Source organism: Prevotella lacticifex, assembly GCF_019973375.1.
GTDB classification, from domain to species: domain Bacteria; phylum Bacteroidota; class Bacteroidia; order Bacteroidales; family Bacteroidaceae; genus Prevotella; species Prevotella lacticifex.
In genome coordinates this window covers 1,438,278-1,464,851 of sequence record NZ_BPTV01000001.1, presented here as the reverse complement: position 1 = coordinate 1,464,851, position 26,574 = coordinate 1,438,278, and the positions used below count along the sequence as shown (strand labels likewise).

26 protein-coding genes are annotated in these 26,574 nt (G+C 47.2%); all 26 read right to left on the bottom strand.

Annotated features, from left to right (window positions below):
- Positions 1 to 171: 171 nt before the first annotated feature.
- On the bottom strand, positions 172 to 813 hold the full coding sequence (locus LDN30_RS05645; protein ID WP_223928938.1) for a hypothetical protein: 642 nt from the start codon (positions 811 to 813) through the stop codon (positions 172 to 174).
- A 203-nt stretch (positions 814 to 1,016) separates the two neighbouring features.
- Positions 1,017 to 1,877 carry a radical SAM protein gene (locus tag LDN30_RS05640; protein ID WP_223928937.1) on the bottom strand — a complete coding sequence of 287 codons (861 nt, stop codon included), beginning with the start codon at positions 1,875 to 1,877 and terminating at the stop codon, positions 1,017 to 1,019.
- On the bottom strand, positions 1,874 to 2,518 hold the full coding sequence (locus LDN30_RS05635) for a 3'-5' exonuclease (protein WP_223928936.1): 645 nt from the start codon (positions 2,516 to 2,518) through the stop codon (positions 1,874 to 1,876). Before LDN30_RS05635 ends, LDN30_RS05640 begins: the two co-directional genes overlap by 4 nt.
- A 28-nt stretch (positions 2,519 to 2,546) precedes the next feature.
- Positions 2,547 to 3,257 carry a hypothetical protein gene (locus LDN30_RS05630; RefSeq protein WP_223928935.1) on the bottom strand — a complete coding sequence of 237 codons (711 nt, stop codon included), beginning with the start codon at positions 3,255 to 3,257 and terminating at the stop codon, positions 2,547 to 2,549.
- A gap of 18 nt (positions 3,258 to 3,275) precedes the next feature.
- Positions 3,276 to 3,623 carry a hypothetical protein gene (locus LDN30_RS05625; protein ID WP_223928934.1) on the bottom strand — a complete coding sequence of 116 codons (348 nt, stop codon included), beginning with the start codon at positions 3,621 to 3,623 and terminating at the stop codon, positions 3,276 to 3,278.
- A gap of 18 nt (positions 3,624 to 3,641) precedes the next feature.
- On the bottom strand, positions 3,642 to 4,313 hold the full coding sequence (locus LDN30_RS05620; protein WP_223928933.1) for a hypothetical protein: 672 nt from the start codon (positions 4,311 to 4,313) through the stop codon (positions 3,642 to 3,644).
- Between the two features lie 19 nt (positions 4,314 to 4,332).
- On the bottom strand, positions 4,333 to 4,599 hold the full coding sequence (locus LDN30_RS05615; RefSeq protein ID WP_223928932.1) for a hypothetical protein: 267 nt from the start codon (positions 4,597 to 4,599) through the stop codon (positions 4,333 to 4,335).
- Positions 4,596 to 4,826, bottom strand: coding sequence for a hypothetical protein (locus LDN30_RS05610; protein WP_223928931.1), 231 nt, complete (start codon positions 4,824 to 4,826; stop codon positions 4,596 to 4,598). The genes LDN30_RS05615 and LDN30_RS05610 overlap by 4 nt, the downstream gene beginning before the upstream one ends.
- A 222-nt stretch (positions 4,827 to 5,048) precedes the next feature.
- Entirely contained in the window at positions 5,049 to 5,456 is a 408-nt protein-coding gene (locus LDN30_RS05605; RefSeq protein ID WP_223928930.1) for a hypothetical protein, read from the bottom strand.
- A gap of 32 nt (positions 5,457 to 5,488) precedes the next feature.
- On the bottom strand, positions 5,489 to 5,827 hold the full coding sequence (locus LDN30_RS05600; protein ID WP_223928929.1) for a hypothetical protein: 339 nt from the start codon (positions 5,825 to 5,827) through the stop codon (positions 5,489 to 5,491).
- A gap of 199 nt (positions 5,828 to 6,026) precedes the next feature.
- On the bottom strand, positions 6,027 to 6,782 hold the full coding sequence (locus tag LDN30_RS05595; protein ID WP_223928928.1) for a DNA-methyltransferase: 756 nt from the start codon (positions 6,780 to 6,782) through the stop codon (positions 6,027 to 6,029).
- Positions 6,779 to 7,012: a hypothetical protein gene (locus tag LDN30_RS05590; protein ID WP_223928927.1), complete on the bottom strand. Its 234-nt coding sequence runs from the start codon at positions 7,010 to 7,012 to the stop codon at positions 6,779 to 6,781. Before LDN30_RS05590 ends, LDN30_RS05595 begins: the two co-directional genes overlap by 4 nt.
- A 5-nt stretch (positions 7,013 to 7,017) precedes the next feature.
- Positions 7,018 to 11,187, bottom strand: a complete 4,170-nt coding sequence (locus LDN30_RS05585; protein WP_223928926.1) for a phage tail tape measure protein — start codon at positions 11,185 to 11,187, stop codon at positions 7,018 to 7,020.
- A 25-nt stretch (positions 11,188 to 11,212) separates the two neighbouring features.
- Positions 11,213 to 16,969, bottom strand: a complete 5,757-nt coding sequence (locus LDN30_RS05580; protein ID WP_223928925.1) for a hypothetical protein — start codon at positions 16,967 to 16,969, stop codon at positions 11,213 to 11,215.
- 1 nt (position 16,970) lies between these two features.
- Positions 16,971 to 18,503, bottom strand: coding sequence for a hypothetical protein (locus tag LDN30_RS05575; protein ID WP_223928924.1), 1,533 nt, complete (start codon positions 18,501 to 18,503; stop codon positions 16,971 to 16,973).
- Positions 18,504 to 18,505: 2 nt separating this feature from the next.
- Positions 18,506 to 19,006: a hypothetical protein gene (locus LDN30_RS05570; RefSeq protein WP_223928923.1), complete on the bottom strand. Its 501-nt coding sequence runs from the start codon at positions 19,004 to 19,006 to the stop codon at positions 18,506 to 18,508.
- A gap of 3 nt (positions 19,007 to 19,009) precedes the next feature.
- Positions 19,010 to 19,546 (bottom strand): hypothetical protein, encoded by a 537-nt coding sequence (locus LDN30_RS05565; protein ID WP_223928922.1) that lies wholly within the window; start codon positions 19,544 to 19,546, stop codon positions 19,010 to 19,012.
- Positions 19,543 to 20,145 (bottom strand): hypothetical protein, encoded by a 603-nt coding sequence (locus LDN30_RS05560; protein WP_223928921.1) that lies wholly within the window; start codon positions 20,143 to 20,145, stop codon positions 19,543 to 19,545. Before LDN30_RS05560 ends, LDN30_RS05565 begins: the two co-directional genes overlap by 4 nt.
- Positions 20,146 to 20,276: 131 nt before the next feature.
- Positions 20,277 to 20,540 (bottom strand): helix-turn-helix domain-containing protein, encoded by a 264-nt coding sequence (locus tag LDN30_RS05555; RefSeq protein WP_223928920.1) that lies wholly within the window; start codon positions 20,538 to 20,540, stop codon positions 20,277 to 20,279.
- Between the two features lie 25 nt (positions 20,541 to 20,565).
- The gene (locus tag LDN30_RS05550; protein WP_223928919.1) at positions 20,566 to 20,898 is read right to left on the bottom strand and encodes a hypothetical protein; all 333 of its coding nucleotides are present in this window, start codon (positions 20,896 to 20,898) and stop codon (positions 20,566 to 20,568) included.
- A gap of 2 nt (positions 20,899 to 20,900) precedes the next feature.
- The gene (locus LDN30_RS05545; RefSeq protein WP_223928918.1) at positions 20,901 to 21,098 is read right to left on the bottom strand and encodes a helix-turn-helix domain-containing protein; all 198 of its coding nucleotides are present in this window, start codon (positions 21,096 to 21,098) and stop codon (positions 20,901 to 20,903) included.
- A gap of 21 nt (positions 21,099 to 21,119) precedes the next feature.
- Complete coding sequence (locus LDN30_RS05540) at positions 21,120 to 22,481, bottom strand: phage terminase large subunit (RefSeq protein WP_223928917.1); 1,362 nt, start codon at positions 22,479 to 22,481, stop codon at positions 21,120 to 21,122.
- 81 nt (positions 22,482 to 22,562) lie between these two features.
- The gene (locus tag LDN30_RS05535) at positions 22,563 to 24,224 is read right to left on the bottom strand and encodes a DEAD/DEAH box helicase (RefSeq protein WP_223928916.1); all 1,662 of its coding nucleotides are present in this window, start codon (positions 24,222 to 24,224) and stop codon (positions 22,563 to 22,565) included.
- Positions 24,221 to 24,628, bottom strand: a complete 408-nt coding sequence (locus LDN30_RS05530) for a helix-turn-helix domain-containing protein (RefSeq protein WP_223928915.1) — start codon at positions 24,626 to 24,628, stop codon at positions 24,221 to 24,223. The genes LDN30_RS05535 and LDN30_RS05530 overlap by 4 nt, the downstream gene beginning before the upstream one ends.
- A 10-nt stretch (positions 24,629 to 24,638) precedes the next feature.
- The gene (locus tag LDN30_RS05525) at positions 24,639 to 25,091 is read right to left on the bottom strand and encodes a hypothetical protein (protein WP_223928914.1); all 453 of its coding nucleotides are present in this window, start codon (positions 25,089 to 25,091) and stop codon (positions 24,639 to 24,641) included.
- Between the two features lie 124 nt (positions 25,092 to 25,215).
- Positions 25,216 to 26,571: a ParB N-terminal domain-containing protein gene (locus LDN30_RS05520; RefSeq protein ID WP_223928913.1), complete on the bottom strand. Its 1,356-nt coding sequence runs from the start codon at positions 26,569 to 26,571 to the stop codon at positions 25,216 to 25,218.
- Positions 26,572 to 26,574: the final 3 nt, after the last annotated feature.

Below are 26,574 nucleotides of genomic sequence, written 5' to 3'. Positions count from 1 at the left end.
AAGTGATAACTTATTTATCTTATTTGCTACCACAAAGGTACGACAATTTTATCAAATATGCAAACTTTTGGGCAATTATTTTTATCAAATATGCAACTTTTTTCGGCTGATAGACAAGAGGTTACATAAAAAAGGAGTGACTGCCGAACAACCACTCCTCATGCGCGAGAATTAACCTACCAGCTTGAAGTCAACAACCCAGCAAAGCGGGTCTGCTTCCCATTCCTTGTTTCCGTGAATGGCACGATACAAAGCCTCAAACGTCTCTGCGTGCGTCTGACAGGTGTTAAGGCTGAAGCCGTCATGCCACCAACCTGTACACTCCGCTCCCTTGAACACCTCTGCGAGTGGGAGACAACCTTCTGCCTTCGCGTCCTCCTCCGTCACATGGCTGAGGTACTTGACGCGCACGTTTGTAATCTCTACCCTGTATCGCATGAGCTCTGCAGGAGCAAAGACCTTATTCGCCCACCCTTTGCTCTTCTGCAATTCATTTGCCGACTGGATGAGCAACTGCGTTTCCTTTCGGTCACATATCTTATCGTCAATGGCGCTCTCATGCCTCCAGATTACTTCCAAAGGCTGCGCCACGGCATACACCTCACCGACTTGGAACGGAGAGTGCTTCTCTATAAAGAAGTCCGGTACCAGTATTTCACCGCTGTCTGTGTCTAAGCTTAACTTGCGCTTCAACACGTCAAGTGCTTTGACAGCAACGTTGCTGAGGGGTTTCCGTAACTGGGTCTTACGACCGTCTATAACATTGTGAGTCTGTTTGTACTCATCGTTGAAATAAAGCTTCTTAATCTTCATGGGTCTTTTCTTTTGGTTCTTGAAATTTGTAAAGGCATTTAGGGCATAGCACCCATGCGTTCTGTGGATGCACCTCACGGCATCGACTATGACACTCCGGGCACTCCATTGTCTTGTCACACACCAGCATCAGGATAAGCCATACGACACAGCAGGCTATCGCAATCGCTATGAGATACTCTCCGATAAGACGTTTCTTACAACTACTCATGACGACCTCCTTCCTCCCACGGTTGCACAAGACTCCAGTCAGATGGCACGGAGTTACTCCAGGAGTCACAATACTCGTTACCGACTATCTCACGGACGCTCTGTTTCCAGTACACAGCAGTCCCGTCACGGACGAAGATGTGCATGCGATATACGAGATCCATGACCTGCTCCTTGGTGAACTTGACACCCATTTTGCTGACCAGTCCAACCTTGAACATGTCACAGACAGGGTAAGCCTTGCGAGCGGCTAAGATAGCCTTGTCTATGCCGATGACAGGCTCCACGCTGGCAAATGTAGGGAAACCGTATTCCTTCAACTTTCCCATTGCCTTGATGCGCTCTGCCGTGTTGTTTATACAGAAACTCTCCATTGAGTCCATACCGGTTATGGTAAAGCCGATGGCGATATGCCTTGCGTAAGGAATGAGTGGGCGAATCGTTGCTTCATCATACACCCAGTCAGAACACTTTGTGAGAATCTGTACGTTCACTCTGTTCCGCAGGGCTTCCATAACACACCTCATGGTGAGTGCCTTGTTCTGTGGAAGCATAGGGTCACTGACAAATGAGAAGAACAAGGACTCTGTTGGTTTCATCATCGGCTTTATAAGCTTCAGTTCCTTGCAAAATATAGAGAAAGCTGTTTTCTCATCCTTCAGGGCCTTCTTAATAGACACCTCTTCTGCACCGAGGATTCCAGCTGTCATACTGTGGCGGTTGTAACAATAATCGCACCTGTTTGTGCATCCGTTGAACAGGTTGCATGCCCAGTGGCAATATTCGTAGGCTGCTCCAGACGGCTCATAGATAGCCTTGCCCTTCCACTTCTTTTCCGTGTCCTCTGGCTTCATCTTTCACCTCCTTTCACTCCTTTCTGTACAAGCAAATCGTTCAATCTGCGTGACACCCACTCCACGTTGTGAATGAGTTGATCCACGTCAGAAAGGGCATCGTGCGTCTTCCAGCCCTCACGTTTTGGTATCAGCGAATAGGGGTCTTCTGTACCAGGAGCGATAAAGCGCGTGATGGTATCGAGGATGAATGTTCTGGAGTCTCGCACATTGCTGTACTTCCACGGCAGCGTCTTTTCTTCCCTGTCGTTATTGACACAGACGAAAGCGTTACGGAGTATTGGAATGTCAAAGTCCGTCCCCTGGCACCAAATGATAACCTCGTCGGCATCGTTCGCAAGCTTTATATCCTCGATGAAGATGGAAAGTTGCGAGAGTGCACTCTTGATTTTCTCTGTGTTGTCAAACTGCTTCTTGACTTCTTCTGGCTTCTTGCTCCACCATTCCACGGTGCCAGGATCGAAGTCCATGCCGAACATGGCGCATGACGTTGCGTCTATGGCTACATGAAAGCCTTTCTCCTCTCCTTCGACACAACCACCATTGGGGTCGAATGCCCTTGCTGCAATACCGATGATTGCTGCAGTTGAACGCTTTGAGAGTGTCTCGATGTCAACTGCAATATTGATTTGTTTCTTCATAATTTGAATATATTTATAAGTCCCATGATTATCCGTAGATGCTGCAAATGAAGTCCTTGTTGGCTTCATATACTCGACGTATATCTTCCGCAGTGGTTTCGGGATAGGCATCCTGCACGTAGTCCAATATCTTCACCACATCATTCTCCCTCCAAAGATAGTACATTTCCTCTGAAAGAAGAAGATGGTTTATCAACTCGGACTGAGTGAAATGCTGCTTCAACTGCTCGCCATTCCATATGCTCTGTGAGCGGAGGGACACAAAAGTCTTGTGCTTTTTAACAAAATCTTGCCGTTCCCTTTCACTGTCCGATGTGTTAAACCTTCTGAGAACCTCTTCAAGAAGTCTCTTGAAGTTCTCTTCAGTGGCAGAGAAATGCCAATCGAAGTCTATTACCTGCCTTTTCCGGTCCTTACTGAGCTTTACTGTGGGATTGTAACCTCCCCAACACTGTCCGTCCTTATCGGTAACATACGTGTTGAGACCCCAATACTCTGGCATAAACTCCTCAGTCTTTCCGCTCTTATACCAACACCAGGGAAGATCGTATGTTCCTTTTCCGAAGTTGGAGCAGTAGCCCACATCGACAATGAGAGTCTCACCCTTCGCATTTGGCTTGTACTCACCATTTTCTTTGTAATGGTAGAACGCGATAGTCTCCACCGTTCTCTCCACCTCAAATCCAAGCTGCCGTGCTATTTCGTCAACTCTTTTCGCAAGTTCTTCTAATTTGTTCATGATTGCAGAGTCTTTTGGTTAAATACAATTCTGTGACTGGATTTGGTCATGCCATCTTTTTGGCAGCTTCACACCTTTTACCATCAGGAGTATTCCGATGTTGTCAAGAATATAGAGCGAGAAACGTCCGGCACAATGAGTCACGAATAGTTCAGACTCTCCACGATAGTTTTTCAGCCCTATTTCCTTGAGCAAAGGAGCATATGAAGTGTAGCCAGGTCCAGGGCTGTTCTTTTCTTTGAAAGAAACAAGCGAGAACACAGCTTTATCATACTTTGATGCGGAGTCGATGATGATTAACAAGGTCTTCTCTTTTACTGCCTTGAATAACTCTTTGAGTAATTCGTTAAACCTTTCTTTTTCCATGATTTATCGTTTCGTTATTTAATGATTATACCTTCCCGGCAGACCGCTCTCGAAGCTGACATGCTTAGTGCCAGACTTGTTCTCCCTGCCTGCGCTCCAGTGGAATGCTGTGCGGCTGATGCCGGAGAGCCATTCCTTACGACCCAGTATGCGGATGGCTTCGTCTCGGTCAATATTGCCCTGCTTGTCACCCTTGCGGCTGTATAACTCGTAAGTGCAGACGTTGGCTTCAATCTCTATCTGCTCAAGTTCATTGCTGGGATAGCCCCATTCTAACAACTGGCGCTTGTCTCCTGCTGACAGACGGAACTCACGGGGAGCCTTACGTAACTTCTCCCATTCCTCAGCTTCACGCTTCTCGCGGATGATACCTTCAAGTTGCTGCTTATACTTTACCTCCTTGCCATCGTAACGTAGCACAGAACACCAGTTATCGATACTCCAGTCAAACTTGTCACCGTCAAGCCCTTGCTCCACATATCTTTCTTGAATATGCTCAAAGACTTTTCCGATAATAAGATTGCCGAACATCTGATAGTCCTGCTTGTCATGGCAAACGTCAAGTGCATCATACACTTCGCTCTGATCCATGTCGATGTCAAACTCCGTGAAGAGCTTATCGATGTAGTCATCATTAAACACAAGGCAGTTACAAATGAACTCCATTGTCTGATTGTTTCTTGTAGCCATTGTCATTCCTCCTGTTTCGTTAAATTGGAATCCCCGATGTGCCTAAGTAGCAATCACAGGTCACTTTGTTCTCATTCAGCCAGCGAGCAATGTCCTCGCGTGCCTGCTCTTCGGTGTCGCGAGTCATAAAGAAGTGTGGGTAGATACCAATGCTGTACTTACCCCTCATATTGGGAAACTCGAATGTCCCCACCTGCTTGCCTCCATAGTGGACGCTCCCGTACCTGTATGGCGAATTGCCTACTTTCTCACTGTTGGTGAAAATGACAGTGTCGCTTGCTTTCATGACCGCACCCTCCTTTCTTCGTCCTCAGCCTTTTCTCTCTGACGCTCTTGGGACCAGCTCACCGTATCGCCAACATCAATAGCCTTTCCGTTCTCATAGGTGCAGTCTTGACGATGAAGCCACATGGGAATAATGGCAAATGGAGTGAAGAAAAAGAAGTAGCCACCCCACCACCAGCCATAGGCGAAGTTAATGCTGAAAATCTTAATTGGCAAATACTTTTTCATTGTTGTTCCTTTCTTTTTACAGACCAAGACCCATCCTCTTCGATAATGAGAGTGTCGCCCTCATGCAGCTCTGTGTAATCCATTACTTCCATTGTAGGGTACAGAAGATACACATACTCATCATTCTCGCCCTTATGACAAGAGAAGATGCAAGGCAACTTCATTATGTCTGACACATGGCGGTCAATTATTATTTGCTGTTTCATATCTCTTTCTTGGTATTTACGCTTCATTAAAGAACTTCACAACGTCTCTCCAGGTACCACTCACAATAGGTTTTTGGAAGTCATTCTCTCGTCCATAAACCTCTGCTTTTCCAGTGAAACCGGAGCGAGGAATAATAGTATAGACCGTATTACCGCTTTCCAAATCCGCTATGCGAAAGTCGTCGAATAACGGACCTGCGAGAGGACAGTTATTCTTGAACCAGACATACTGTTTCTCGATGTCTATCTTCTTGCTCTTTGCTATCTGCTTGAGTTTGGTACCGAGCTTCTGGGTCTTGCCTGCCAAAGAAGAGTCACGGCAGAACCAGTCGTACCAACCTGCCAAACACTGTATATGACGTGCAGGGCTATTATATTCGCCCTTGTCGAAATTCTCAATCCATGTCTTTATGCTGACTTCCATATTCTTCCGCTTTTAAGGTTGGACTTCGATGTTCATTTCTCTCCGTTCTGGTCCTCAGAAAGTGACTCTGGACACTTTATGTAAAGGATTTCATAGTAGCCCCCCTTGACACTGTGACCGATGAGAGCCTTGATTTCAAAGCTTTCCTCTTTCCAGGCTGAAACCAGCTCGTCAAACTCTGCCGATGTCTCTCTCGTATGAGTGCCCATCTTGCGTACACCCCAGTAGAACCAGTCGTCGCAGTCATTATCCAGTTTGTCCACTCGCTCTAAATCGAGAACGATGTCCTTCTGGAATCCCGTCATTACATTGAGAGCCTGTACGAGCATTTCCTGCTTGAGCTCCGTTGCTTTTGTGAATTGCTTTTTCATTGTTCGGAGTTTTAAGTGATAACTTATTTATCTTATTTGCTACTGCAAAGATACGACAAATTTATCAAATATGCAAACTTTTGAGCAATTATTTTTATCAAATATGCAATTTATTTTCGTTAGTTGCGACAAGAAAGGCGCACCCTCGACCATTAGGTGGGATGCGCCACACATGCAGATTGGCCGGCGCTTGCTGTGACTAATCTTCTGGAGAGTGTGTTTCTCCTTCTGGAATAGAGTCCACTCGTTCCTGTGCCGTAGCAAAGAAGTTGTCGTCACGCTCGATACCGACATACACGCGACCGAGTCTCTTGGCTGCTACTGCCGTTGTTCCGGAGCCGAGAAACGGATCGAGTACTGCATCACCCTTCTTTGTCGTGAGTCTGATAAGACGCTCGAAGATTTCCGTCGGCTTCTGCGTAGGATGCTTCTTCTTCGTTACCACACGGCTATGAAAGACACGGTTATAGAGTTCATTCTCCTCCAGCTTATTGAGAGCCGTACCGTTGTCATATATGCGGATGATGAACTCCACGTTCTGCGAGAAACGGCTCTTGCTGATGATGTTCAACGGCTTCTCCCAGAGAAGAATGGCGAACTTGTAGCCATGACGCTCTGCCCATGCAATATACGCAGTCAACTGCGCTTCGGCACAGAAGATAAAAGCGTTCATCTTCTTCATCAGGCGAGGTATCTGGTCCATGAAGGCATTGATTTCCTTCTCGCCAAACTGTACTGCAATACGGCAGAGGTCTGAGTCATAGTCATAGAGGCCGGACTTTGCTACAAGCCTTTTGGATCCTTCCTTATACATCTTCCTGCAGTTGGACTTGGTGAAGTTATAAGGAGGGTCGGTAATCATCACGGAGAAACTGTAAGCAGGGAGGTTGCAGAGAATGTCCTCGTTCTCCGCATGATAGAGGACACTCTCTGTTATCTTGTTGTAATACTTCATACCTTTATCCTTTCTCCGAAGCGTCTGACAATTTTATATACGCCACGCTCGGTAATGTTGTACTTGCCACTGAGATAGTAAACGATGTAAGCCACCTTGTGTTTCTTCGACTTCATCTTACGGAACTCCTCGACCATAGGGATGTACTGGATATCCTTCGTGTCGATGTTGTTGTCACGGAGCAACTGGAAGAGCTGCTCATTCATTTTTAGGATTTCGTATCTTGTCATATAATTTAAAGTGTATCGAGGTTTTCTATCATTGATATGCGCTCCTGCGTCTCTGTTATCTCTACCACAGACACTACAGGTTTAATTTCTTGTGCCGCCTGGGTGAATGAGTCTGTCAGGGATTCTGCGTTCTCTACACGCTCATACGCACCAGTCGTGTTGATGGGAACACCAGCACCGATTGCGTTCATTACACGGAGCAACGGTTCAAACATGTCGGTAGCTTTGGCGGTCATCACAAATTCCCCATTGGATAGGTTGGCAGGAACGGAGTCGCTTGTTCCTGTTCCGGGACCGTGCACCTTACCACCTTCTGCAAAGTTTGCCGACTTCACCGTACTGATAGCTGTGGCAATATTGGCAAGGACTGTCGCAACTGTCGTTGCAATAGCAGCCATATTTGCAGGGAACGGAAGGGCTGATGCTGATGCGATACCAGCAGACAAAGCCTTACCTGTGTCAACAGTAATCTGGAAGAGCGTTATCATCTTGCTCATTATGGCAAACTCCTTGTTGTCCTCTCCAAGGACATCGAGCAAACCAGAGAGAGACTTGGTAACACCCCCCATAGACTTTGCGTAAGCCTGTTCGTTCTTGAGCGATGCTTGGTTAAAGTTAGCCTTTGCATCTGCAACTGCCTTCTTTCCAGCAATAATACGAGCGTTGTACTGTGCCTCCGTCTCGGTTTCAAGCTGCCCTTGCTCCATGATGAAAGCGAGTCTTTGCTCCGCCATTTCCTGCTGGATTTGCAGCTTCTGCATTTCAAACTCCGTGACTACATCAAGTCCGAGTTCGTTGATGGATTGTTGGTAGGTCTGCTCATAGTCAGAACCCTCCACAATCTTATTCATCTTCTCTGTGTTGGCAATCTCCAACTGAGCAATCTCATTCTGCAGTTGTAACATCTGCTCATCGAGAACGGCTTGATCGTGCGCCCTGCGGAGTTCATCCTCTTTCATGAAGTGTTGCTCCTGCATATTAAGGCGACGCTCAGCATAGTCCTCGTTGATACGTGTTATCTCCGACTGAGCATACTCCACAGCCTCACGAGCCTTTGTCAACTGCTCTTCTGTTGCTGTGCCAGATGCCATCAGTTCATCCAATGCTGCCTGTCGGAACATGAGCGCTGTAGCTGCTCCTCTCTGCGCTGCCTCTTCTTCCTGTTTGAGAGAAATGAGGTCAATCTTCAGTTTCTCATCTGCCTGCTGAAGTTTGATATTTAATTCCTCTTCACTTCCCTTACGGACGAGAGCAAGACGCGAGTCAAGGAGCTTTTGCTGCTCCTCTATTCGTTTCTTCAAGTTCTCATCCTCCAACTTGGAAAGCTCATCCTGGAGCTTCATTTCCTTAGCGGTGATGAGTTGACGGATAGCATCCTTAGAACCCTCTGTGAGCGTCTTGTCGGTCTCCAACTTCGCCTTTAGCTTGTTTATTTCTCCACTATACTGTGCATCAAGCATAGCCCTTCTCTTCTCGATGGATTCGCCAAGGAGATCAAGCATGGCTTTCTCTGCCTCTGCAACCAGTTTCGCCTCCTCTTCTGCAGCTTTGGCACGCTGACGGTCTGCACGGCTTACAGCACTGTTGCCACCTCCATGGGAACCTTTACCACCAGAACCTCCAGAAGTGCCTCCTCCGTCCTCTTGCGCTTGTAAATCCTCAATCGTTGGAGTCGTACCACCTCCTCCCGTATCTGCAGGAGCATTTGCCATCTTTGGAGTAGTTTCCGGCTTTGGTATGGTAATATGAGCTATCTTGGCACCGCTGATGGTGTTGTTTATGCCATCTACGATATTCTGACCTACGGCAGAACCAAAGTTCTTCAAGTCTCCGTAAGCCTCTTTGATAGTTGCACCAAAGTTACTGGTTATCTTTCCAAAACCAGCCTTTATGTCGTCCCATGACAAAGTGACAATACCCTTGATAATATCACCCATGCCGGAAAGAGCACGTCCTACTGATTTTACACCGTCAATGATAAGGTTGAAGATAAGCTTCACACCCTCCCAGAGATTCTTGAACTGGAGAGCAATCATCTGTACCGCCCCTCTTACCACAAGGCTCTCATTGTACAAATCAATGAAGTAGTTGATGGCATTGACAACACCCTTCACGATTGCGTTCCATGCTGATGAGCACCATGAGGCGAAAGTGCCGAAGATTCCCTTTCCTTCCTTCATCTTCGAGAAGAGCTTCATCAGCAACTCAAAGGCAAGTGAGAGAATAGCCGTTACGATAAAGCCCTTGAATGCTGTTTTGGCGGTTGCGACGAAGCCTGTTACACCCATCTTTGCCACTGCGAATGCTTGAGTCCAACCATTGCCAGTCTCCAGTGCTGCTGCACGTTCCCAAAGGGTAATCTCCTGTGTCTTTGCCTTATGTGTCAGCTTCTCCTGGTTGGCAAGTTCACGCTTCTTGGCTACAAGCTGTACTTCTATCCGCTCACGCTCTGCTGCCGATGCAGACTCCAACTGTGTCGTCAACGATGCTATCTGCTTCCGAAGAGCAATCTCGTTATTCAGGCTGACTTGCACTTGTTGAGTAGCTGCTTGCGCGTTGGTTACGGCAGAGTCCTTGATCTGTGTAAAAGCGGACATTGCTCCACTGATGAGCTTCGCGAAAGATATTCCACCAATGACACTCATAATTAAGGTACCTACCTCCGAGAGGTGTTCACGGAGCCAGTTGACAAGGCTGCGGAGTGCTTCAAGCGGTCCGACGAGTGCATCCGAGTTGCTGTCATAAATAGAGAGCAAGAATGCTTCCCACGCGGACTCCAACCCCTTCACGCTCTGTGATACGGTACTCATAGACACCTCGAACATATCCCCTGTCGTTCCCTGTGCCTCACCGAGTCCGGCAAGCTTGGTCTGGAGTGCATCAACATTGTTCAGCAAAGCCATCGCCTGCGGAGATACTCGACGACCGAAGATGTCTGCAAGCTCATTCGCAGAGTTAGCGGACTGCATGATACCAGAGTCACGCAACTTCTCCAGCGTCTTGGTAAGACCGTCTGCCTTCATCGTCTGCTGGTTGATCTCGAGACCATACTTCTCGAATACCGCCTGCTGCTTTGCTGTGGAAGTGGCGAGACCGAGCATCACCATACGGAGGGCGCTACCAGCATCCGCTCCCTTGATACCTACATCTGCAAGCACACCGAGAGAAGCGTTGACTTCTTCGATAGGCTGACCGAGTGCCGCACCAAATGGAGCTGCGTTTTTCAGTGCTTCTGCCAACTGAGTAACGTTGGTAGCGGAGTGGGAGGCTGTCCATGAAAGAGAGTCACTGACCTGTGCCATACCTGCAACACCGAGGTTAAAGCCATTTGAGACATTGGTCATAATGTCTGCCGCCTCTGCCAAACCTATGGTGTTAGCTTGGGCGAACTGGAGTGTCGGAGCCAAAGCATTGGTCGCCTGTGCCGCATTGAGACCGTTACGTGTCAGGTTTTCCAACGCACCTGCCGCCTCTGATGCAGTATAGGCAGTCGTGGCACCGAGCCTCTTTGCCTCCTCTGTCATCATTGCCATATCCTCTGCAGAGCCTTGGGTTACGGCACGGACACGCGCCATTCCGTCATTGAAGTCTCTACCCACCTGGAGTATCTTCTGCCCGAACATAAGAAGCCCTCCACCTGTAATCATACTCGTTATCGTACGACCTATCTCAGCAAAACGGTCACGAATACCTGTGATTGCTGCCGTTACTGAGGTTGGGTAGTTGCCGACATTGCGATAGAAACGAAGCGTCTCCTGTTCAGCGTTCTTGAGTTCCGTGGTAATCTCTACGATGTGATTCTTCAGCTCCTTACCCTTTGCACTCTCACGCTCCGACCTTGACATGGCATCATACTGTGCCGTGGCATTGGAGAGGGCGGCTCGCAGTTGTTTGAGAGAGCCTTCCTCCTCCTTTGTCACCCTAATCTGGTTCTGCACCTGGCGATTGAGGGTGTTGATGGAGTCGGTCTGCTGCTTCATGAACACCTTTGCCGCCTCAGACTGCTTGTTGTACTCCTCTTGGGTAATCTTACCGTCTTTGAGGTCCTGCTTCAAGGCTTTGAGCTGGTTCTTTGCCTCGTCGATAGCGGTACGATATTTTGCCATGGCGTTCACCGCATCCTGGTACTTGACCTGTATATCGACAATCTTTACTTTTGTGTCTTGATTTGCCATAGTTGTATTATCTTATCTGCTTTTGTTAGAACTGATGGAACGGACGGACGTAATGCGAGTCACTCCTATAGCTTTCCCAAATAGGCTTTTGAATTACGCCATCTTGGGTTTTGTATATCGATATGTAATATGCCCGTATTTCGTCGCTAACCGATGATAACCAGTAATTTGACTCCACAAGGCTGTCACCACCTACTGCTGAGAGAAGTGCTTCTATTTCTTCCAGATAGTTCTTAACCATCTGCCACTCTGCTCTTGATCCAAGGAATCCCTTTTCTCCATTGGGGAACGTGTACTCGTTTGCATATCCGGCAGCACTGTACGGCGGATTAGTGAAATATCCATCTGACGTCGTTACTGCAGCCATAATCTTCCGCGTGTTCTCAAGACCTCCGAACCCGTCTGTCAATCCATCGATTGTAACATTTCTGCCACCCCATCTGCATCTTGACGACATGTCATGCAGGGCAATAACCAGACGATGTGTTCCGTCAGAAACAGCAATTCCGTTAGCATCCGTCATAAGTTTCCCGGATTCATACCATTCCTCTTCATCATAGAGGTTGTATTCCTTGTCTATGATAAGAGCATGTGCTTCATCAAGTTTTGTAAAGTCAACAACGGTCTCTCCGATAGCCGTGACATTTCTGGTCACTGTTTCCATAAGCCCGTTGAGCCTTGCTCTCACAGTGATTGTCGCAACCTCATCGATAATTGCATTCTCCACATACACCTCAATTTCTGAATTAGATATGAGACGCACCTTGACGTCCGAGTTGTTTGATGTGACAGACACATCGCTTATCGTCACCCCGGATGGAGAGTAAACAAGACTGTATCTTGCAGAGCCGCTTCCGTTCACCACTTGGAAAGTGTCTGGACCTTGTATGACGAAAGAGCCTCGCACTACAGGGGCTGAAAGTATTGTCAATTCTGCAAACGGACGCACCAGTTTACCATACGTTTTATTATTACTTTCTACAGTATTGTCTGAACCGAAATGGTAATACCATGCTGTTTCTGTGGTACGCTGCGTTGATGTCCAACGGTCTTCCTGCCCCATCGTAAATCGATTTATTACACTACCCTCTATGACTTTCATAAGAGTATCGATTCGTGAACTGAAGCGGTAATAAATATTCCATTCGCCTGCAGCTCCGAGGTAGCCAGCCTTTCCACTTGGGAAATTCTCGGTTTTCCTCGCATACCTTGCTGCTACGGCATTGGAGTCTTGGTTTATAATTGCGTCCGTGTTGGCTTTTCCGTTATAATCGGTGAGAGCATCACTTACAGAAGTCGTTGTCACTATGCCAGTGACTGCCAAAGACGAGCTACCCCATGCGCGTGAACCACAGTCATTCTTTGCTACAACGAAACGATGTGTCCCGTCTGAAACCGCGATACCGTCAGCATCCGCATTCTCGATGCCAGACTTCCTCCACTCTTCTGCAGTGTAGAACATGCCGTTGCGGTCAACGATGAGAACCCCCTGCTGGTCCAGAATGTCAGTTGACCAAACATTCCGGAACTCAGCAGTAACCTCGAATGTCTTGCTTAATTGTATGCCGGCACGTTCACAAACAACCGTTATGGTAGCGGTCTCATTCTGCGTTATACTTGAAGCAGAGAGCGTGAACTGTCTTGATGATGTGTTTACCGACACTGCTATCAAAGGATTTGACGAGGCGACAGAAATAAGCTTGTCTTGTGTTGTTGGATTGGGATATACATATGCACCGAACACTTTTGAACCACTGCCGTTATTTGCAACGAAACTCAAATCTCCAGGAACGTAGATATATGGTTGCATGAGAGCTATAAGTTTCTGCTTTGTGAATGTTGTCCCGTCGGCAAGTGTGACTTCCACTTGAACGGTGACATCTGACTCTTCTTCAGGAAGCCTTGTCGCGCGTATTACAAAGCCTTCAAGACTTTGAGACACTACCTCAATGGCAGCTTCATTGGTGTTTATAGCTGTAACGGTGACACTTGACGCTTTGATGTCTGCATATGACGGAAGATAATTCAATGTGTAGGCATAATCTTTCGTATCTGAGATTGAAGCGTTTCCGATTATATTAACATCGTTAACTTTGATAGTCGCATCTTCGTCATGTGTTTGTCCGTATGGTGAGTCAATGACGCTCTGGTTTATCGCTGTCACAAACCATATTACCCTTCTGTGTACTCTCAGCAAAACTGTTCCATCTTCGTCTGTTAAGACACACTCGTACTTGATAATATGGCTCCCACCAAATTCGCTTCTGTAGAGCGTCTTGGTCGTTGTAGAAGGTACTCTCTCATCATCCCAATACACACGAACTTTCGTGCTAAGTGAAACGTTCGATTGTAGAATACCATTCTTATACTTCAGCACTTTATACGGAATAGAATCATACGCACCCACCCTTAACGTGTAGGAGTCTCCTTTAAGACGCTCTCCTTCATAAGGACGAGCCCAGATGGGCGCCTCGAGACCAATATTGCAGTTTCCGTCATAAGCGCCCATACCTAAGCTTGAGTAGATGGCTGTCTGGTTGGACGTATAATCACGTACAAGGTCAACATGAAGTGAGCCAATGCTACTGCAAGTGATTACGGTCCTGTTTCCTTCCGCATCATATCCTTCCATTGCGCCCCTACTGGCTACGATTATTGGGGAAGTCCACCTGCGAGTTTCCACTACTTCGTCAAACTGATTGCGGATAGGGATGACTATTTCTACCTTGTGCCAGACAATGTCAGCTTTGTCGATCGTCACATAGTCAGTCTTGTTACCATTTATGTCTTTAGACACACAATCGCTCCAGTCCTTTCCATCGAAGTACACGGAAGCTTCTGCTTTGATGAAATCCTTATCTGCGTCTGTGTCAATATCGTAATATGTGAAACGGTATCTTCCGTTAGCAGTACAATACACGTACAACGATTTGTCTCCCTCGCCAGCAATAGCATAGATTCCGTCTTCACCAAAGTCTATGGTACCATTCGTAACCTCCTCCCACGCGCTGTTTTCCGTACGCTTTATATAAACTTTATAGGCAGTACTGTTGAAGTTGTGCCTTACTGTGACAGAACCTGTTGAGAGCATTTCTACACTGTACGACTCGTCTAAACCACCAATACTGCTGTCCACTCTCGGAAGCTTGATTAGTTCTACGGTTGACACTCCTTCTTTGTCTCTTTGAATGGATGAAACGGCAAAATATGCGTTGTACTTACTGAGGTAAACAGGCATCGACTCATCAAAGTCACGAAGGTCAAACTCATTGAGCAGGAACTTTTCTTTCACCAACTGATAGTCGCTGAGCATCGCTTTGAGATAACCGAAGAGGTCTTGCATCAGTTCCTCGTTGTCAAACGGAGAAAAGATGTTCATGCGCTTGTGCATCAACGTAATGTCAGAGTTCTGCGGTCTATGGACTCTTGTGTCCTCGTATTTAGGCTCGTAGGTGCGAAATACCATGTAACCATAAATGGCAGATACACGGCTCTCAAGTGTATTGTCGCCCTCCCATACCTTACAGGTGTTTCCCACCTTGACAAGAGGATAGCGGAGGTTTTGGATAAAGGCTGGAGCAAATGGAGACTTGTAAACAGAAGCCTCTTCTTTTAGCGTGTCGTCGTCTATCTCTATATTGCCATATCCGTCGCTATACTGGTCAAAGTCCTCCAATATCTCCTCCTCGGTCTTGCCTCGGTTGCTTTTGCTCATTTCAAAGTAGTTGTTCTTTGAATACTTGGTGTTATGGAACTTCGCAGACTTTGCAGGATCCATGTCAGCAGACAGCAGCTTGCCCGACCAGTCAAGTACAATGTTGTCGTTCACCCTGTCACGCAACTGATTATAGTACATGGCTGTTATCGTCTCTCCGTCACGTTCCACTCTTGGCATGGCACCGTTCATGTAGAACACGGCTTTCATGAAGTCAAAGCATGAAATCTCAGGAAGGCTTTCTGTTATCTTAATTTTGGTAGGGAAAACACTAACGTCAACATCAGGGGATATGTCTGTTATGACAAGATTATCAATAACGAAGTCTCCTTCATGCAGATTTAGCTTCTCTACAGTGTCGGTGTTCCCGTCCTCATCAGTAACACTTACCTCTATAGTGTGGTCTTCTGGAAAGTATGGCAGGAAAACATAGCCTTTGAAGTCTTCGTCATCATTGGCATCCACCTCTATTTTACGAACATCATACTCACTGCCAAATTCAAAGTGACAGATGTATGAGTCTGTCGCAGCATCGTACCTCGGCACGTCAATAGACTGGAAGCCTGCAGCAGAGCTGATACTCTTCTCAGTAACAGGCTCAATCTCAAATTCCTCATCGAATCTTCCATATTCAGAAATCTCGCCTTCCTCTCTATCCTTGCGCGTTACGTTTACAGCCGCGATACATATCCATTTGTAGCTTCCAATGCTTACACGTCCTGCAGTTACTGCGCTCTTAGCGATACGAAGGTCACATGACCCTTTTATGGAAAATGCCTGTCTCGTATAGATTCCAATCACACCGACATTCTTTCCGGACTCTGGACCTTGATCGTTGCTATAGGCATGCCAACTTGTGTTATTTTCAATACACCGTGCACTATACTGGTCACCCCACTTTGACTGAGGTGTTGTTCCGAGAGAATCAACGATATGCTCTACCATTGTGTAGGTTCGTGTTCCCCAACGCGCTGGTTGAAAATTCATGCCGATTCTTCTATCAACCTCTGCTTTTCCACCTTTCTTTGCGTTGAAGAACCACAATCCCGAATTATGCTGGAAAGCATAGAGCGGTTTAATGTAGTCATTTCCTCTGAACTCGCTGAGAACAGGAATACCCACCGCAAGCAATGTCGGTGCTTGATAAGCAGCAATAAGCTGTGCTGACACGAGTGGTGACAACGAGGTATATGTGCCTTCTATTACCTGGTAGAATATCGCATACAAAGGGCTGCTCGACGAACCATTGCCATACTCTGCCATACTCCATTTCTCCGTGGCAATAAGGTATTTGTAAAGCATGTCATGCGTCCCGGTACTGAAAATGCCACGAACAGAAAACTTTGCGTTATTGGTCTGGCTGTTGACAAGCGGAATAACTCCGTTGGAAACGAAGTCATCATACACTCTCCTGTTGTAGTAATTCGGATTGTTGAGATAACGTCTCGGCTTCATGCCCATGCCGCTCGCTATAAGCTTTCCAATATCAAACTTGACACCGTAAGTGTCGTTAATCATCTGGATTATCTTATAGACTGGCACACAGGGCTTCGGCGGTGTGTTTGTCATGTGTGGTACTCCGGCATCGTAGTCAGGATAAACCACCTTGTCAAGATTCGACGTATTAGAATCGACACCACCGTACTGCTCGTTACCTCCCCATACTATTGAGCCAAGCGATGGCAACTCATGAAGCTTACTTCCCTCACTCTTCAGAGTTTCAAAAGCCTCCAACACCCTCCATGTCATGACACAAGAGAATGAATCGGTCATTTCGCTGATATAGAGTCTTGCGTTAGGGCACAAGTCTATTCCATTAACCAGAAACTCCGCACGGAAGTACTTCTTCATCATCGTGTTCTCGTGACGAATATCATCAGCCAAATCCAATACTCGCCTGTTGTTGGCTGTCATCGGCAGCTTGAACGTGTACGAATACGAACACGTCAGCTTTGAAATATCGTTGAAGAGGTTAGACACCCACTTCAATGTGATGCCGGAAGGAGAAAGCAAGTCGAGCTGCTCTCTGCTCTGGTCTGTTATGATATATAATTCTTCCTTGTTCATCCTACAATGTTTGGCTGATGTTATCTGGCATTTGAATGTTTATCTCATAGTCCGAGAGAAGAGTGTTCGGGTCTGTCTTATACGTTCCGTCCACAATACCGACAGGAAGCCATAATTCGGTGCCGGCCTTATTCTTGCCGAGGTATAAGTCCACCATCGGAGCACTGACAATGGTTTTCACATATTCCAGCACGTCTTTCGGGAGATTTACGGCACAGCACTTACGAGTCTCTGTGTTTGCCCTGTCGATGGAACGCTCCAGTCCTCCGAAGTTAACTCCGCTAAACGAACGCTCCACCTGTACCGCATTACTTGATGCCTTCGTCTTTATCGCAGACTCGCCCTCCACAAAGAGATAGAACTGCATGAGTCCATAGCGGTCAATCCAACGGAGATACAAGCCATCCTTGTCGTCGCTGATGCGAAGATTGACTGTTTCATTCACCACCTTGGTAGTATCTGGAAACGGGAAGTTGAAAGCCATGTTGAAGATTCCGCTTGTCACCTTCTCCAGACAAATATTGTACTTCGCCCAGCGTATTGCGTCAGGGAACGTCACTGCAGGGTTGAGTTCAAAGATACCCTCTGTACCAGCATTGCCCATTGTGGCCTTCTCAAGCTGCTTGGTATTCCTGTTCCAGCGGACTATCTCACCACCATACTCAAACTCGATGTCATCACGGGCGCTGCCTGCCGTGTCATTGTAGTCAGAGCTTGAACCGTAGATGCCATGCGCCTGCCATGAATTGTAAGACTCTCCTGTTGAACTCGTAACTGTTGCAGGTCTTACCAGGAACTCTTCTTCGTTGCCCGGTATTACTACTCGTGCTGCACTCCTGCGACGTCCAGATTCTACGCTTATTTCACCATCCACGGCATAAATCACACCATGAGTGGTGTTGAGAACGATAACAGGATTGGATGCGTCAAAATCCTTGCTCTGTGATTCAAAGGATGGGAGTTCCCCTTCTACTACGTGGTCGATATGGCAGCGATAGAGTCTCTGCTCCCCTGCTTCTGGATCCACATGGTCGCACTCGAATGAAGATAGTTCACCAGGCTCTGCACGGAACATGGAAACATAGAACGGAAAGTTTCGGAACCATACCACGTTGCGGACATGACTATGATCCTTGCCGTTGGAAATGAACGCTCCATATTTTCCGAACTGTTCTCCCATCTGAATGCCACCCCAGACTGCGATGCACGATATTTGAGTCATGAGCATGTCCACCTCTCCATCTGTGAGCCTCACTGTAACAACGGCTGTGCGATGATGCTCAACGTCGTCAATGAGTAGCTGAAGCACTTTGGAGATAAATACCTTCGCCTTTCCCTTGTAGAGATTGACATAGACATCATATGACTTGGACGCGGTTGAAATAGTCACCGTTATTTGTCCGTTAAGAGTCTCGTCATCCATACTGATGATGAGATAGTTCGGATTGAACGTAAAACACCAAAGGTCAGGGTACTCCAATACTCCTGTCCTTGTCGTCTCATTTACCGTGTATGAAATATCTATTGAGCGCATAGTTAATCGTTTTGTTCTTCGTCAAGTTCTATATCCTGGAGTTTATCCACTTCCATCTCAAAGATACCAGCCGTTTCTTTTGAAAGCAGTTCCAGCTCCTTCTCCATGAGTTCAGAATAAATATCATTGTACCCTTTATCTCGGTAGAGTTTCGTTCCCTTTGTCATGATTGAGTGGGCTATCGCACCACTGAGTCTCGCCAACCCCTGTTCGGGTGTTCCGTTCTTGGGAGCCATTTGCTGATAAGAGATACCCTTGGCAATGACCCAACTCCTTATGGTGTCATAGAAGCCCATTGGTATCTTTCCCGGACCGCGACCGTGTTCAAGATAGAGGATAGCGTTGTCGCCTTCCAAAGTTCCACCCATGTCCGTAGCCCTTACCAACAATGACTGGACAGTGTGACCGCTCGCATTGCGACCATACTGAGTCATGCGAGCTGCGATGCCATCCTTGATAGCATTGAGGTGGGCGATTACTATGTTTCGGACTCTGGTTTCCATGCGCTAACCATTTTCTTCCTCGCTTCCCGGCTCTTCCTCACTCGGCACCTCTTCCTCGGGATCTTCATCCTCTGTCCGATACTCTGTTTCGCAGATAAAGACACCTTCCTCCTCCACCAGTGGCGGTGTGATAACAATGCCAGTCACGTTCTGGTCAAAGTAGTCGTAGAGAACACGATACGGCAACCGTCCTTCAATCTGCTCGAACAACTCACTGTCGTTGACCGCCTTGATGAACCGGATGCAGAGACGCTTCATCTGCTCGATGATGTTGTCATTCTCTTCACCCTCAAAGTCGAACTCCGTAGAAGCAACAAAGGCTATCTGGCTCTGCGGATAGTCCTTCACGCTTGAGTTGTGAAAATCCAACTCTCCCGACGGTGGAAGTACATAGATGATAGTTGGACCGTCTATATGGTCAATCTTCTCGTTTGCCTGCGACCAGTTCATAAAAAGGTAATTGACACCTTCCATATTCTGGACGATGTCTCTTATCTTTTTCTCTACTGTTCCGTACTGTGGTGTTATCGGGTTGCTCATCTTTTCTTCGACTTACTGTTGTTCATGTACTGCTTGTGAAGCCTTCTTTCAAACTCAGACTGCATATTGTCGTTCTTCATGCACTGATAGATACGCACCCATGCCACGTCGCGGACATCATTCTGGTTGGGAATCCCCATGCGCCTCGCATACCAGTCGAGGACTCCGAACGAGCCGAAATCCAGTTCACGTATGCCGGCAGCTTCTTCCTCCTTTGAATAAGTCTGCTTGATACTTGTGAAAAGCTTGTTAATCTTCTCCAGTTCCTTCGTGACAAAGGCAAGGAAGCCAAAGACATCATTAACGTCAGCCTTCATCAACTCATGCGGCTCGATACTGAGAAGAATCTTGCAGCAAGCGGAAATTGGCTCGTCTGATGACGCTGCTGTTCTCAAATCATCCAGAGTGCCATACGAAAGAGCGTTGAGATTTTCGGGTGTTTCCCTGCCACATAGCTTCGCTGGACGTGGCTGGCTTTGAAGCCTTTCTACAAGGTTTTTCTGCACCCTTTCCTCACAATAGGGGAAGAGCGTTACGAAGTCTTTATAACTGCAGACCTCGCCTTTCAGGCGCTTTTTCGTTTTGCTTGGCTTCTTCATATGGCAAAGTTACGGCATTTTTCGGTGATGAAATATCTTATTTGCTTGTATGACAGTGAACGCAACCGTTCACTAAAAAGTGCCATTATAGTACTTTGGCACCATGCGACAGGTCGGCAGACGCAGGGATATTAAACCCCACGTCTTGCCGCTATCTTGGCTTCGCGCTCCTCCTCCTGCTTCTCCATGAACTCAGACTGGAAACGGAAGTTTCTCTTGGGCACGAGCGCAAGGTGAAGATACCCTATCAGCTTCTCCAACTGATCGTATTTGAGTCCTCGCTGACCATTGAGATATGATGAGAGACTCGTCGCTACGATGCCGCACTCTGTTGCTACCTTGTTGACACGGAGATTCTGCTCTCCGATTGCCAGTTTAATCTTTTCTCTGAACATATTACTTGCTTTTATATGTGAATGATTAAATGTATCTTATCCAGGACCACATCTTACGTGTACTCAGATACTCCTTGTTCCTCTCGTTGCCGTAAGCCTCTCTCTCGAAAGAGACATTCCTGTATGCCTTTCTGACATTGAAGCGGTAGAACGGTATGCGCACCAGCCACTCCAAGACATACCACAGGTAGAAGAACACCCCGAGCATTTCAAGGCACTGCCTTCCGTGAATAGCCTCGTGGTTATAGTCCTTCTCCTCCAACCCATGCTTGAGGTCATTCCTCACGAAGAGAATGCCGAAGAGGAACATCGCCTTGAAGCCTTTGAATGGTACAAGACTATTCAGTACGACCTTCATGGTTAGCCCTCCTTCTTCTCGAGTGTGAGACCGAGATACATGCAGACCTTTTCCAAGTCCTCATATGGCAGCGTCCTGCGACCGTTGAGGTAGGCAGAGAAGTTCTGCTCCTTGATGTTAATATCAGTGCAGACGGCTCTGCTCTTGATTCCCAACTCCTTCATGCGAAGGAAAATCTTTTCGCGAATTGTGATAATCATATTATTTGTTATTTATTGGTGTTAATCTTCTTCTTTCCTTACTTTGACTGTTGCCTGCGCTCCGGCTGTCGGCTTTGACCTGCGGAAGTACATCGACATCATCAGCGCATCCATGTAGTCAGGCGAGTGTCCGAGGATAGCTTTCATAATCTCTTTCTTTATGATACCCTTCTTGGTTACATCGTTGTCAATCTCTGCCTGCTTGAGCGCTCCCAGCTCGTCTTGTATTCTCTCTCTCTGCTCGTCTGTGCAGACAATGCGTATCTTCCTGTTGTTGATCATTTCTGCCAGCTTGAAGTAGCACTCTGCACGGAGGTTGGTATACCTTGCCTTATCCATCGGTGGTGAGCCTCCATGGAACTCTTTTATGCCGTTGAGGTAAGACTCAAGGAACGAACCTACACCGTCCGCATCGACAATGGTCAGCGACCTCGGTATCTTATCCTCTATCATCAGATTCTTCAAGGTGGTCTCTACCTCCTTGCCTGGCGAGTATTCCTCATCGACCTTGATGTAAGCCACATTGCCAATCCATGAGATACAGACGAAACGGTCATGACCCTTGCCGGCAATATCGGCTGCACACGACCTTCCACCGACTGGCTTGATATGCTCGTTGTGGAACAGGTCACTGATGGCATCGAAGTCACAGAGCGTTGCCGGGTCGTCGTCGTACTCGAAGTTTCCGAAGTATAGACGCTGGACCGTAATACGGTCTGCACGGAGCAAGTTGTCAATGTACGCTTGGTCTATATGCGGATTGTCCACAGGTAACGACTTGATGAACCTGCGATAATTCTTCAGCGTGCCATTCTTGGCTGGTTTGACAAAGTCATTGTATATCCAGTTTCGCTTCGGGTTACAGGTGTACAGGGCTTTAGGAACTGTGTGCCATGTTGAACCGTCAGCACGTTTTCCGTTCAGCACGGAGAAACGACCCTTCAATACCGATATTGCCTTCTCACATACTTGCTGCGCCTCGTCAATGAACAGATCCGTGATACCGAGCGAACCGAGACGGTCAAACTCAGGGTCTTTCGGGAGGAATTTCAGGTCACGGAAGTATATCACGCTTCCATTGCTGAATGTCGCAGTCAGTCGGGTGGCATTGTAGTCAACAGCCGATGTGTAGTGCAACAGAGACAGTACTTCAAAGAACGTTACGATGGTGGTATCTTTCAGTTTTACGGACTCCTCACGGCAGACCAACCCAACCGAGCCTGGCATGTTGATGCGTCTGAGCACCTGCCAGAGACAACCCAAGAAAGTCTTTCCACCACGGGCACCACCACCGTAAAGAACCTCTGATACCTCCTCGTTCTCTTCCGAGAGATATTCAAGGGCCAGTGCCTGTTTGTCAAAGACTTCAACGGTGACTTCCATATTCCTTTCGTTGGGACTGTTAAATTCGTTAAATTATTGTCTGCTTCCTTTCTCATACCGAACACCTTGTGTATTAGACATTTAGGGCGCATTGAGCAGCTCTGCCATCTTGTTTACCATCTGCTCTCTCGTATCGTTCACCGCCCCCGTTATGATGGAGGACTGCGAACGCTCCTTCTGGATTAGGTCATACATTCTTTCATCAAATGTGTCGCGCCCCAGGAGATAAACACAGGTGACAGCGTTCTTTTGTCCATTTCGGTGTGCCCTGCACTCGCACTGGTCGCAATCTGCGGCAGTCCATGGCATTTCCACAAAGAGGACATCGGACGCTGCAGTCAGCGTTATACCTACACCGCCACTTTGTATATTGACGATGATAACCTTGCAAGTCGGATCGTTCTGGAAGCGGTCAACACTCTTCTGCTTTGCCTCTGGAGAGTCTGAGCCTGTGACGGTGACGGAGTCGGGGAAGGCTTCTTTGAGCTTCGCTGCAATGTTCTTGTGCGCAGTGAACACGATTACCTTCTTCTCTGCGGACATGTAGTCGTTGATAATGTTCTTGGCTTCTGATATTTTCCCTTCTGCTGCTATTTGTCTGAGCACTCCGATTTTGACGATGGCTTCATTCATCATCGCATTTTTGAGCTTCTCCTCCGTTGTCTCCTTGTACTTCTTCAAGTATTTGGCGAGGTTGCGCTCTGCAGCGTCATATTCTTTTCGGTTCGTGAGTTCGCAAGAGTAGTATTGACGTACCTTTTCTGGCAGTTCCTTCAGTACGAGTGTCTTTTCCCTGCGGAAATAGCATGTGCGCCAGAGGAGAGAGTTGAGCATACCCAATTCCTCGTTGGTTACGGATGAAGTGCAGAAGCGGTTGGCAAACCTTCCGGCTCCTCCGAAATCATCTATCCGTCCCATTATCTTGAGCTGCTGGACGAGGTCTTTCACTCTGGTCACGACAGGTGTTCCAGTGAGCATAAAGACGTACTCTTTCCCTTTGCATATTGCTTCGAGGTATTTGGCATAATGGCAAGAGGAGTTCTTTACCCTGTGGCTTTCGTCTATGACCACGGCTTTGAACATTGCTGCCCTTCTGTCAACGACAAGGTTCTTTACGGACACCCTGTTTCCTTTGACTTTACGGATAAAGAACTTCTTCACGCTCTCGTAATTAGTGATGAACACGTTGCACGTTCCTGTGACGAACATCTGCTGCCAACTGTCCTTGTTGGAGTTGTCGAGAATGACCGCGTTCTTTCCGATGAACTTCATAAACTCTCTCTTCCACGTCATTTTCATGGCTGCTGGGCAGACAACAAGACAGGGGTAAGCACGGGCGATACTGATGGCTGCGATACTTTGAAGAGTCTTTCCGAGACCCATATCGTCACCATTGAACGTGCGCTTGTGTTCTATCATGTACTGAATGCCTTTCTTCTGGTATTCGTACGGTTCCAGTTTCAGTTTGTAGTCAGCGGTGAGGTCCGGCATGTTGTCAGCCCACACATTCACGTCTTCGAGAGAGTCCTGGTATATCACGTCACGGACCACACCACGCTCTTTCAGATATATGCCAAGGTGACGAACATACATAGCATCAGTAAGGGCTACGTCCCAGCAACGGTCTGTCGCGTTATATGCGGCAGACGGTATCTTGCGGATGAAGCGAAGCACTGCAGGACTGTTGTCGGACATTATCTTGTAGTGCTTTGATGTTTTACTGATGTAGATATTATTCGTCATTCCTCGTTATCGTTCGGTTTCTTTTTCGGTGTGCATATCACATTGATCTGCGTTGGCAGAGGGTTCTCGATATTGATGTCATGCTTCTCGCCAAAGCCCTCGTCTCGACCGAGTGTTGAAAGGAGGTATCTGAGCATGTTCGAGTCCGGTTTTTCTTCCCAGCCGACCATCTGTTGTGTCGCCTTGTCTATCTTTGGCACTCCCATAGCGACCGCATAGGCGACATCGAGACACTTGTCAAAAACACGCTTCCTCTCGTCCTGCAAGGCTTGCGCAAATGCCTCGTCTTGCTTCGTCCAGCCCCATATGGTTTGACGGGTAACCCCAATCAGCTTTGCAGCATTCGTGAGGTTCCCGCCGGATTTTCTAAGAAGTTGTACAAATTCGTCTAATGTTGGTCTCATTCTTTTTTTGTTAGAAAAACGTCAACTGGCGGTAGGCTTGCTGCGCCCCTTGTTTCGCGATGTAATTCGCAAACCACCAGTTTCGGCATGTGTTATATAATTTATTCCTTGCTTGCGGCAGTCCCCAGTCAATGGACGTGTTGTCTATCTGGATTTGCCTGGCATTGACGATGTGGCACTGGATGAACTCGTTATCGATGATGATTTCCGAGCCGACACTGCGAACAAACGCAAGATGAAGATTCTTTTCCCACCTCCAGTATTCGTCAACTCCACAGAGATAATACCATTTCGACTCTTCCAGCGTCAGATTACGCAATTCCCTCATATATCCTCTGACCCTTTTGTCGTTGTGCCCGAGAAGGGATTTCATGCAGTGCTGATTGAGGTCAACACCATACACATATCGGAGCCAGAGGATTTTGTACACTCCCTTTAATCTCGCATACTTAATTTCTACCATTTTGTTTTGCAGCTTTTTACATGATTAAAAATTTATCCTTTTTATGCAAAGATACGACTTTTTTATCAAATATGCAACATTTTGGGCAATTATTTTTTATCTTATTTGCAAGCATATCAAGGAGTTACACAAGGTTATACAGTTCCTTAACTTCGTCCTGTCTGTTGTAGGTTTGATTATGCGGAAGCTTGAGGTTGAACTCATAATCCACCGCTTTGGCATACTCTGCGTTCGAGAACTCTCTTGTCTTGTAAGCACCGATGAAGAAGTAGCCACTGCTCTTCTTGCGGACGAAAACATCAAAGCCCATTCGCTCAATGATACGGTCCACATCTGAGTCAGTCAGGAACTTCTGGAAAAACCACTGCCCCTGCTTCATGATTGCAGTCAGACCATTCTCGTCAAAGAAGTTGATGCTCATCATCGGAGTCGTGTTCCTGTTGGCTTCCGTCTGCTGCTTCATGTAGTCGAGATTGCGACCGCTGATGAATATCTTTCCACCCATCTTCGTGAAGAGATTGAGGCACATTAGAACGGCATCCTCTGCCTCCTGGGTATTCACGGAGTTAATGACTGCATCGCATATAACGTAGTCAAATTTCCCGTTTGCCTTTACGAAGGAAATGAAGTCGTTTATCATTTCGTGTCCTCTCTCTACCGATATTCCCACCGTGTTATGGTTGAAGAACTCAAGACCGAGAGCATTGCGGAAACCCAGTTGCTTGCGCAGCTTGGTGATATACTGCCCCTTTCCGCAACCGAAGTCGAATACCTTCACAACCTTCTTGTCCTCCTCCATGAGGTGCGGCACCACTATTTCATACAGGCAAGACCACGGAAGCACCTTCAGCCTTGGCGGTTGAGCCAGTCCTTGAACGAAGTCGCCACGCTCAATGTGATCGTAGTTGAACACACCGTAGTCCTGTGTGAAGTAATAGTCGAAGATTGGACGCTTGCTCTCCTCCAGGAAGCAACAGTGAATGCTCATGCCAGTGAGCTTTGCCGCCTTCAGGTAGTTATTACCAAACACGCACTCGTTACCGATAACGACGGCACACAGCGCATTTCCGTACTGCACCATCAACTGGCACATGTCTTTCACTACCGTAGCCTTTGAGTCTTTGATGTCGAAGTCATCAGCCGGCACATCGTCATAGAATCCCGGCTCACGCACATTGAGGCACATACTGTGAACCGTAGGCTCAAACTCTATGCCGTTATGCACTTGATTGAAACGTATCTCTGATTCTATATCGATACCCGACACGAAGTAGCATGGAGCCTTCTCAAGTCCGATTGACATAGCAGCTTTCGTTCGCTGGTGCCCTGCCACTATTGTCATATTATCCCTATTGACAATAATAGGCAAAACAAACCCCAGCGCTTTGAGACTGCCCTTCAGCTCGTGAAAGGCAGACTCGCTGATGCGCCTTGGGTTATAGTCGGCAGGCTTGATGTCCTTGAACTTGACGTACTCCATATT

Excerpts from the sequence above, each read along its gene's own strand:
- LDN30_RS05645 (WP_223928938.1), bottom strand. The coding sequence starts at position 813 with ATGAAGATTAAGAAGCTTTATTTCAACGATGAGTACAAACAGACTCAC.
- LDN30_RS05640 (WP_223928937.1), bottom strand. The coding sequence starts at position 1,877 with ATGAAGCCAGAGGACACGGAAAAGAAGTGGAAGGGCAAGGCTATCTAT.
- LDN30_RS05635 (WP_223928936.1), bottom strand. The coding sequence starts at position 2,518 with ATGAAGAAACAAATCAATATTGCAGTTGACATCGAGACACTCTCAAAG.
- LDN30_RS05630 (WP_223928935.1), bottom strand. The coding sequence starts at position 3,257 with ATGAACAAATTAGAAGAACTTGCGAAAAGAGTTGACGAAATAGCACGG.
- LDN30_RS05625 (WP_223928934.1), bottom strand. The coding sequence starts at position 3,623 with ATGGAAAAAGAAAGGTTTAACGAATTACTCAAAGAGTTATTCAAGGCA.
- LDN30_RS05620 (WP_223928933.1), bottom strand. The coding sequence starts at position 4,313 with ATGGCTACAAGAAACAATCAGACAATGGAGTTCATTTGTAACTGCCTT.
- LDN30_RS05615 (WP_223928932.1), bottom strand. The coding sequence starts at position 4,599 with ATGAAAGCAAGCGACACTGTCATTTTCACCAACAGTGAGAAAGTAGGC.
- LDN30_RS05610 (WP_223928931.1), bottom strand. The coding sequence starts at position 4,826 with ATGAAAAAGTATTTGCCAATTAAGATTTTCAGCATTAACTTCGCCTAT.
- LDN30_RS05605 (WP_223928930.1), bottom strand. The coding sequence starts at position 5,456 with ATGGAAGTCAGCATAAAGACATGGATTGAGAATTTCGACAAGGGCGAA.
- LDN30_RS05600 (WP_223928929.1), bottom strand. The coding sequence starts at position 5,827 with ATGAAAAAGCAATTCACAAAAGCAACGGAGCTCAAGCAGGAAATGCTC.
- LDN30_RS05595 (WP_223928928.1), bottom strand. The coding sequence starts at position 6,782 with ATGAAGTATTACAACAAGATAACAGAGAGTGTCCTCTATCATGCGGAG.
- LDN30_RS05590 (WP_223928927.1), bottom strand. The coding sequence starts at position 7,012 with ATGACAAGATACGAAATCCTAAAAATGAATGAGCAGCTCTTCCAGTTG.
- LDN30_RS05585 (WP_223928926.1), bottom strand. The coding sequence starts at position 11,187 with ATGGCAAATCAAGACACAAAAGTAAAGATTGTCGATATACAGGTCAAG.
- LDN30_RS05580 (WP_223928925.1), bottom strand. The coding sequence starts at position 16,969 with ATGAACAAGGAAGAATTATATATCATAACAGACCAGAGCAGAGAGCAG.
- LDN30_RS05575 (WP_223928924.1), bottom strand. The coding sequence starts at position 18,503 with ATGCGCTCAATAGATATTTCATACACGGTAAATGAGACGACAAGGACA.
- LDN30_RS05570 (WP_223928923.1), bottom strand. The coding sequence starts at position 19,006 with ATGGAAACCAGAGTCCGAAACATAGTAATCGCCCACCTCAATGCTATC.
- LDN30_RS05565 (WP_223928922.1), bottom strand. The coding sequence starts at position 19,546 with ATGAGCAACCCGATAACACCACAGTACGGAACAGTAGAGAAAAAGATA.
- LDN30_RS05560 (WP_223928921.1), bottom strand. The coding sequence starts at position 20,145 with ATGAAGAAGCCAAGCAAAACGAAAAAGCGCCTGAAAGGCGAGGTCTGC.
- LDN30_RS05555 (WP_223928920.1), bottom strand. The coding sequence starts at position 20,540 with ATGTTCAGAGAAAAGATTAAACTGGCAATCGGAGAGCAGAATCTCCGT.
- LDN30_RS05550 (WP_223928919.1), bottom strand. The coding sequence starts at position 20,898 with ATGAAGGTCGTACTGAATAGTCTTGTACCATTCAAAGGCTTCAAGGCG.
- LDN30_RS05545 (WP_223928918.1), bottom strand. The coding sequence starts at position 21,098 with ATGATTATCACAATTCGCGAAAAGATTTTCCTTCGCATGAAGGAGTTG.
- LDN30_RS05540 (WP_223928917.1), bottom strand. The coding sequence starts at position 22,481 with ATGGAAGTCACCGTTGAAGTCTTTGACAAACAGGCACTGGCCCTTGAA.
- LDN30_RS05535 (WP_223928916.1), bottom strand. The coding sequence starts at position 24,224 with ATGACGAATAATATCTACATCAGTAAAACATCAAAGCACTACAAGATA.
- LDN30_RS05530 (WP_223928915.1), bottom strand. The coding sequence starts at position 24,628 with ATGAGACCAACATTAGACGAATTTGTACAACTTCTTAGAAAATCCGGC.
- LDN30_RS05525 (WP_223928914.1), bottom strand. The coding sequence starts at position 25,091 with ATGGTAGAAATTAAGTATGCGAGATTAAAGGGAGTGTACAAAATCCTC.
- LDN30_RS05520 (WP_223928913.1), bottom strand. The coding sequence starts at position 26,571 with ATGGAGTACGTCAAGTTCAAGGACATCAAGCCTGCCGACTATAACCCA.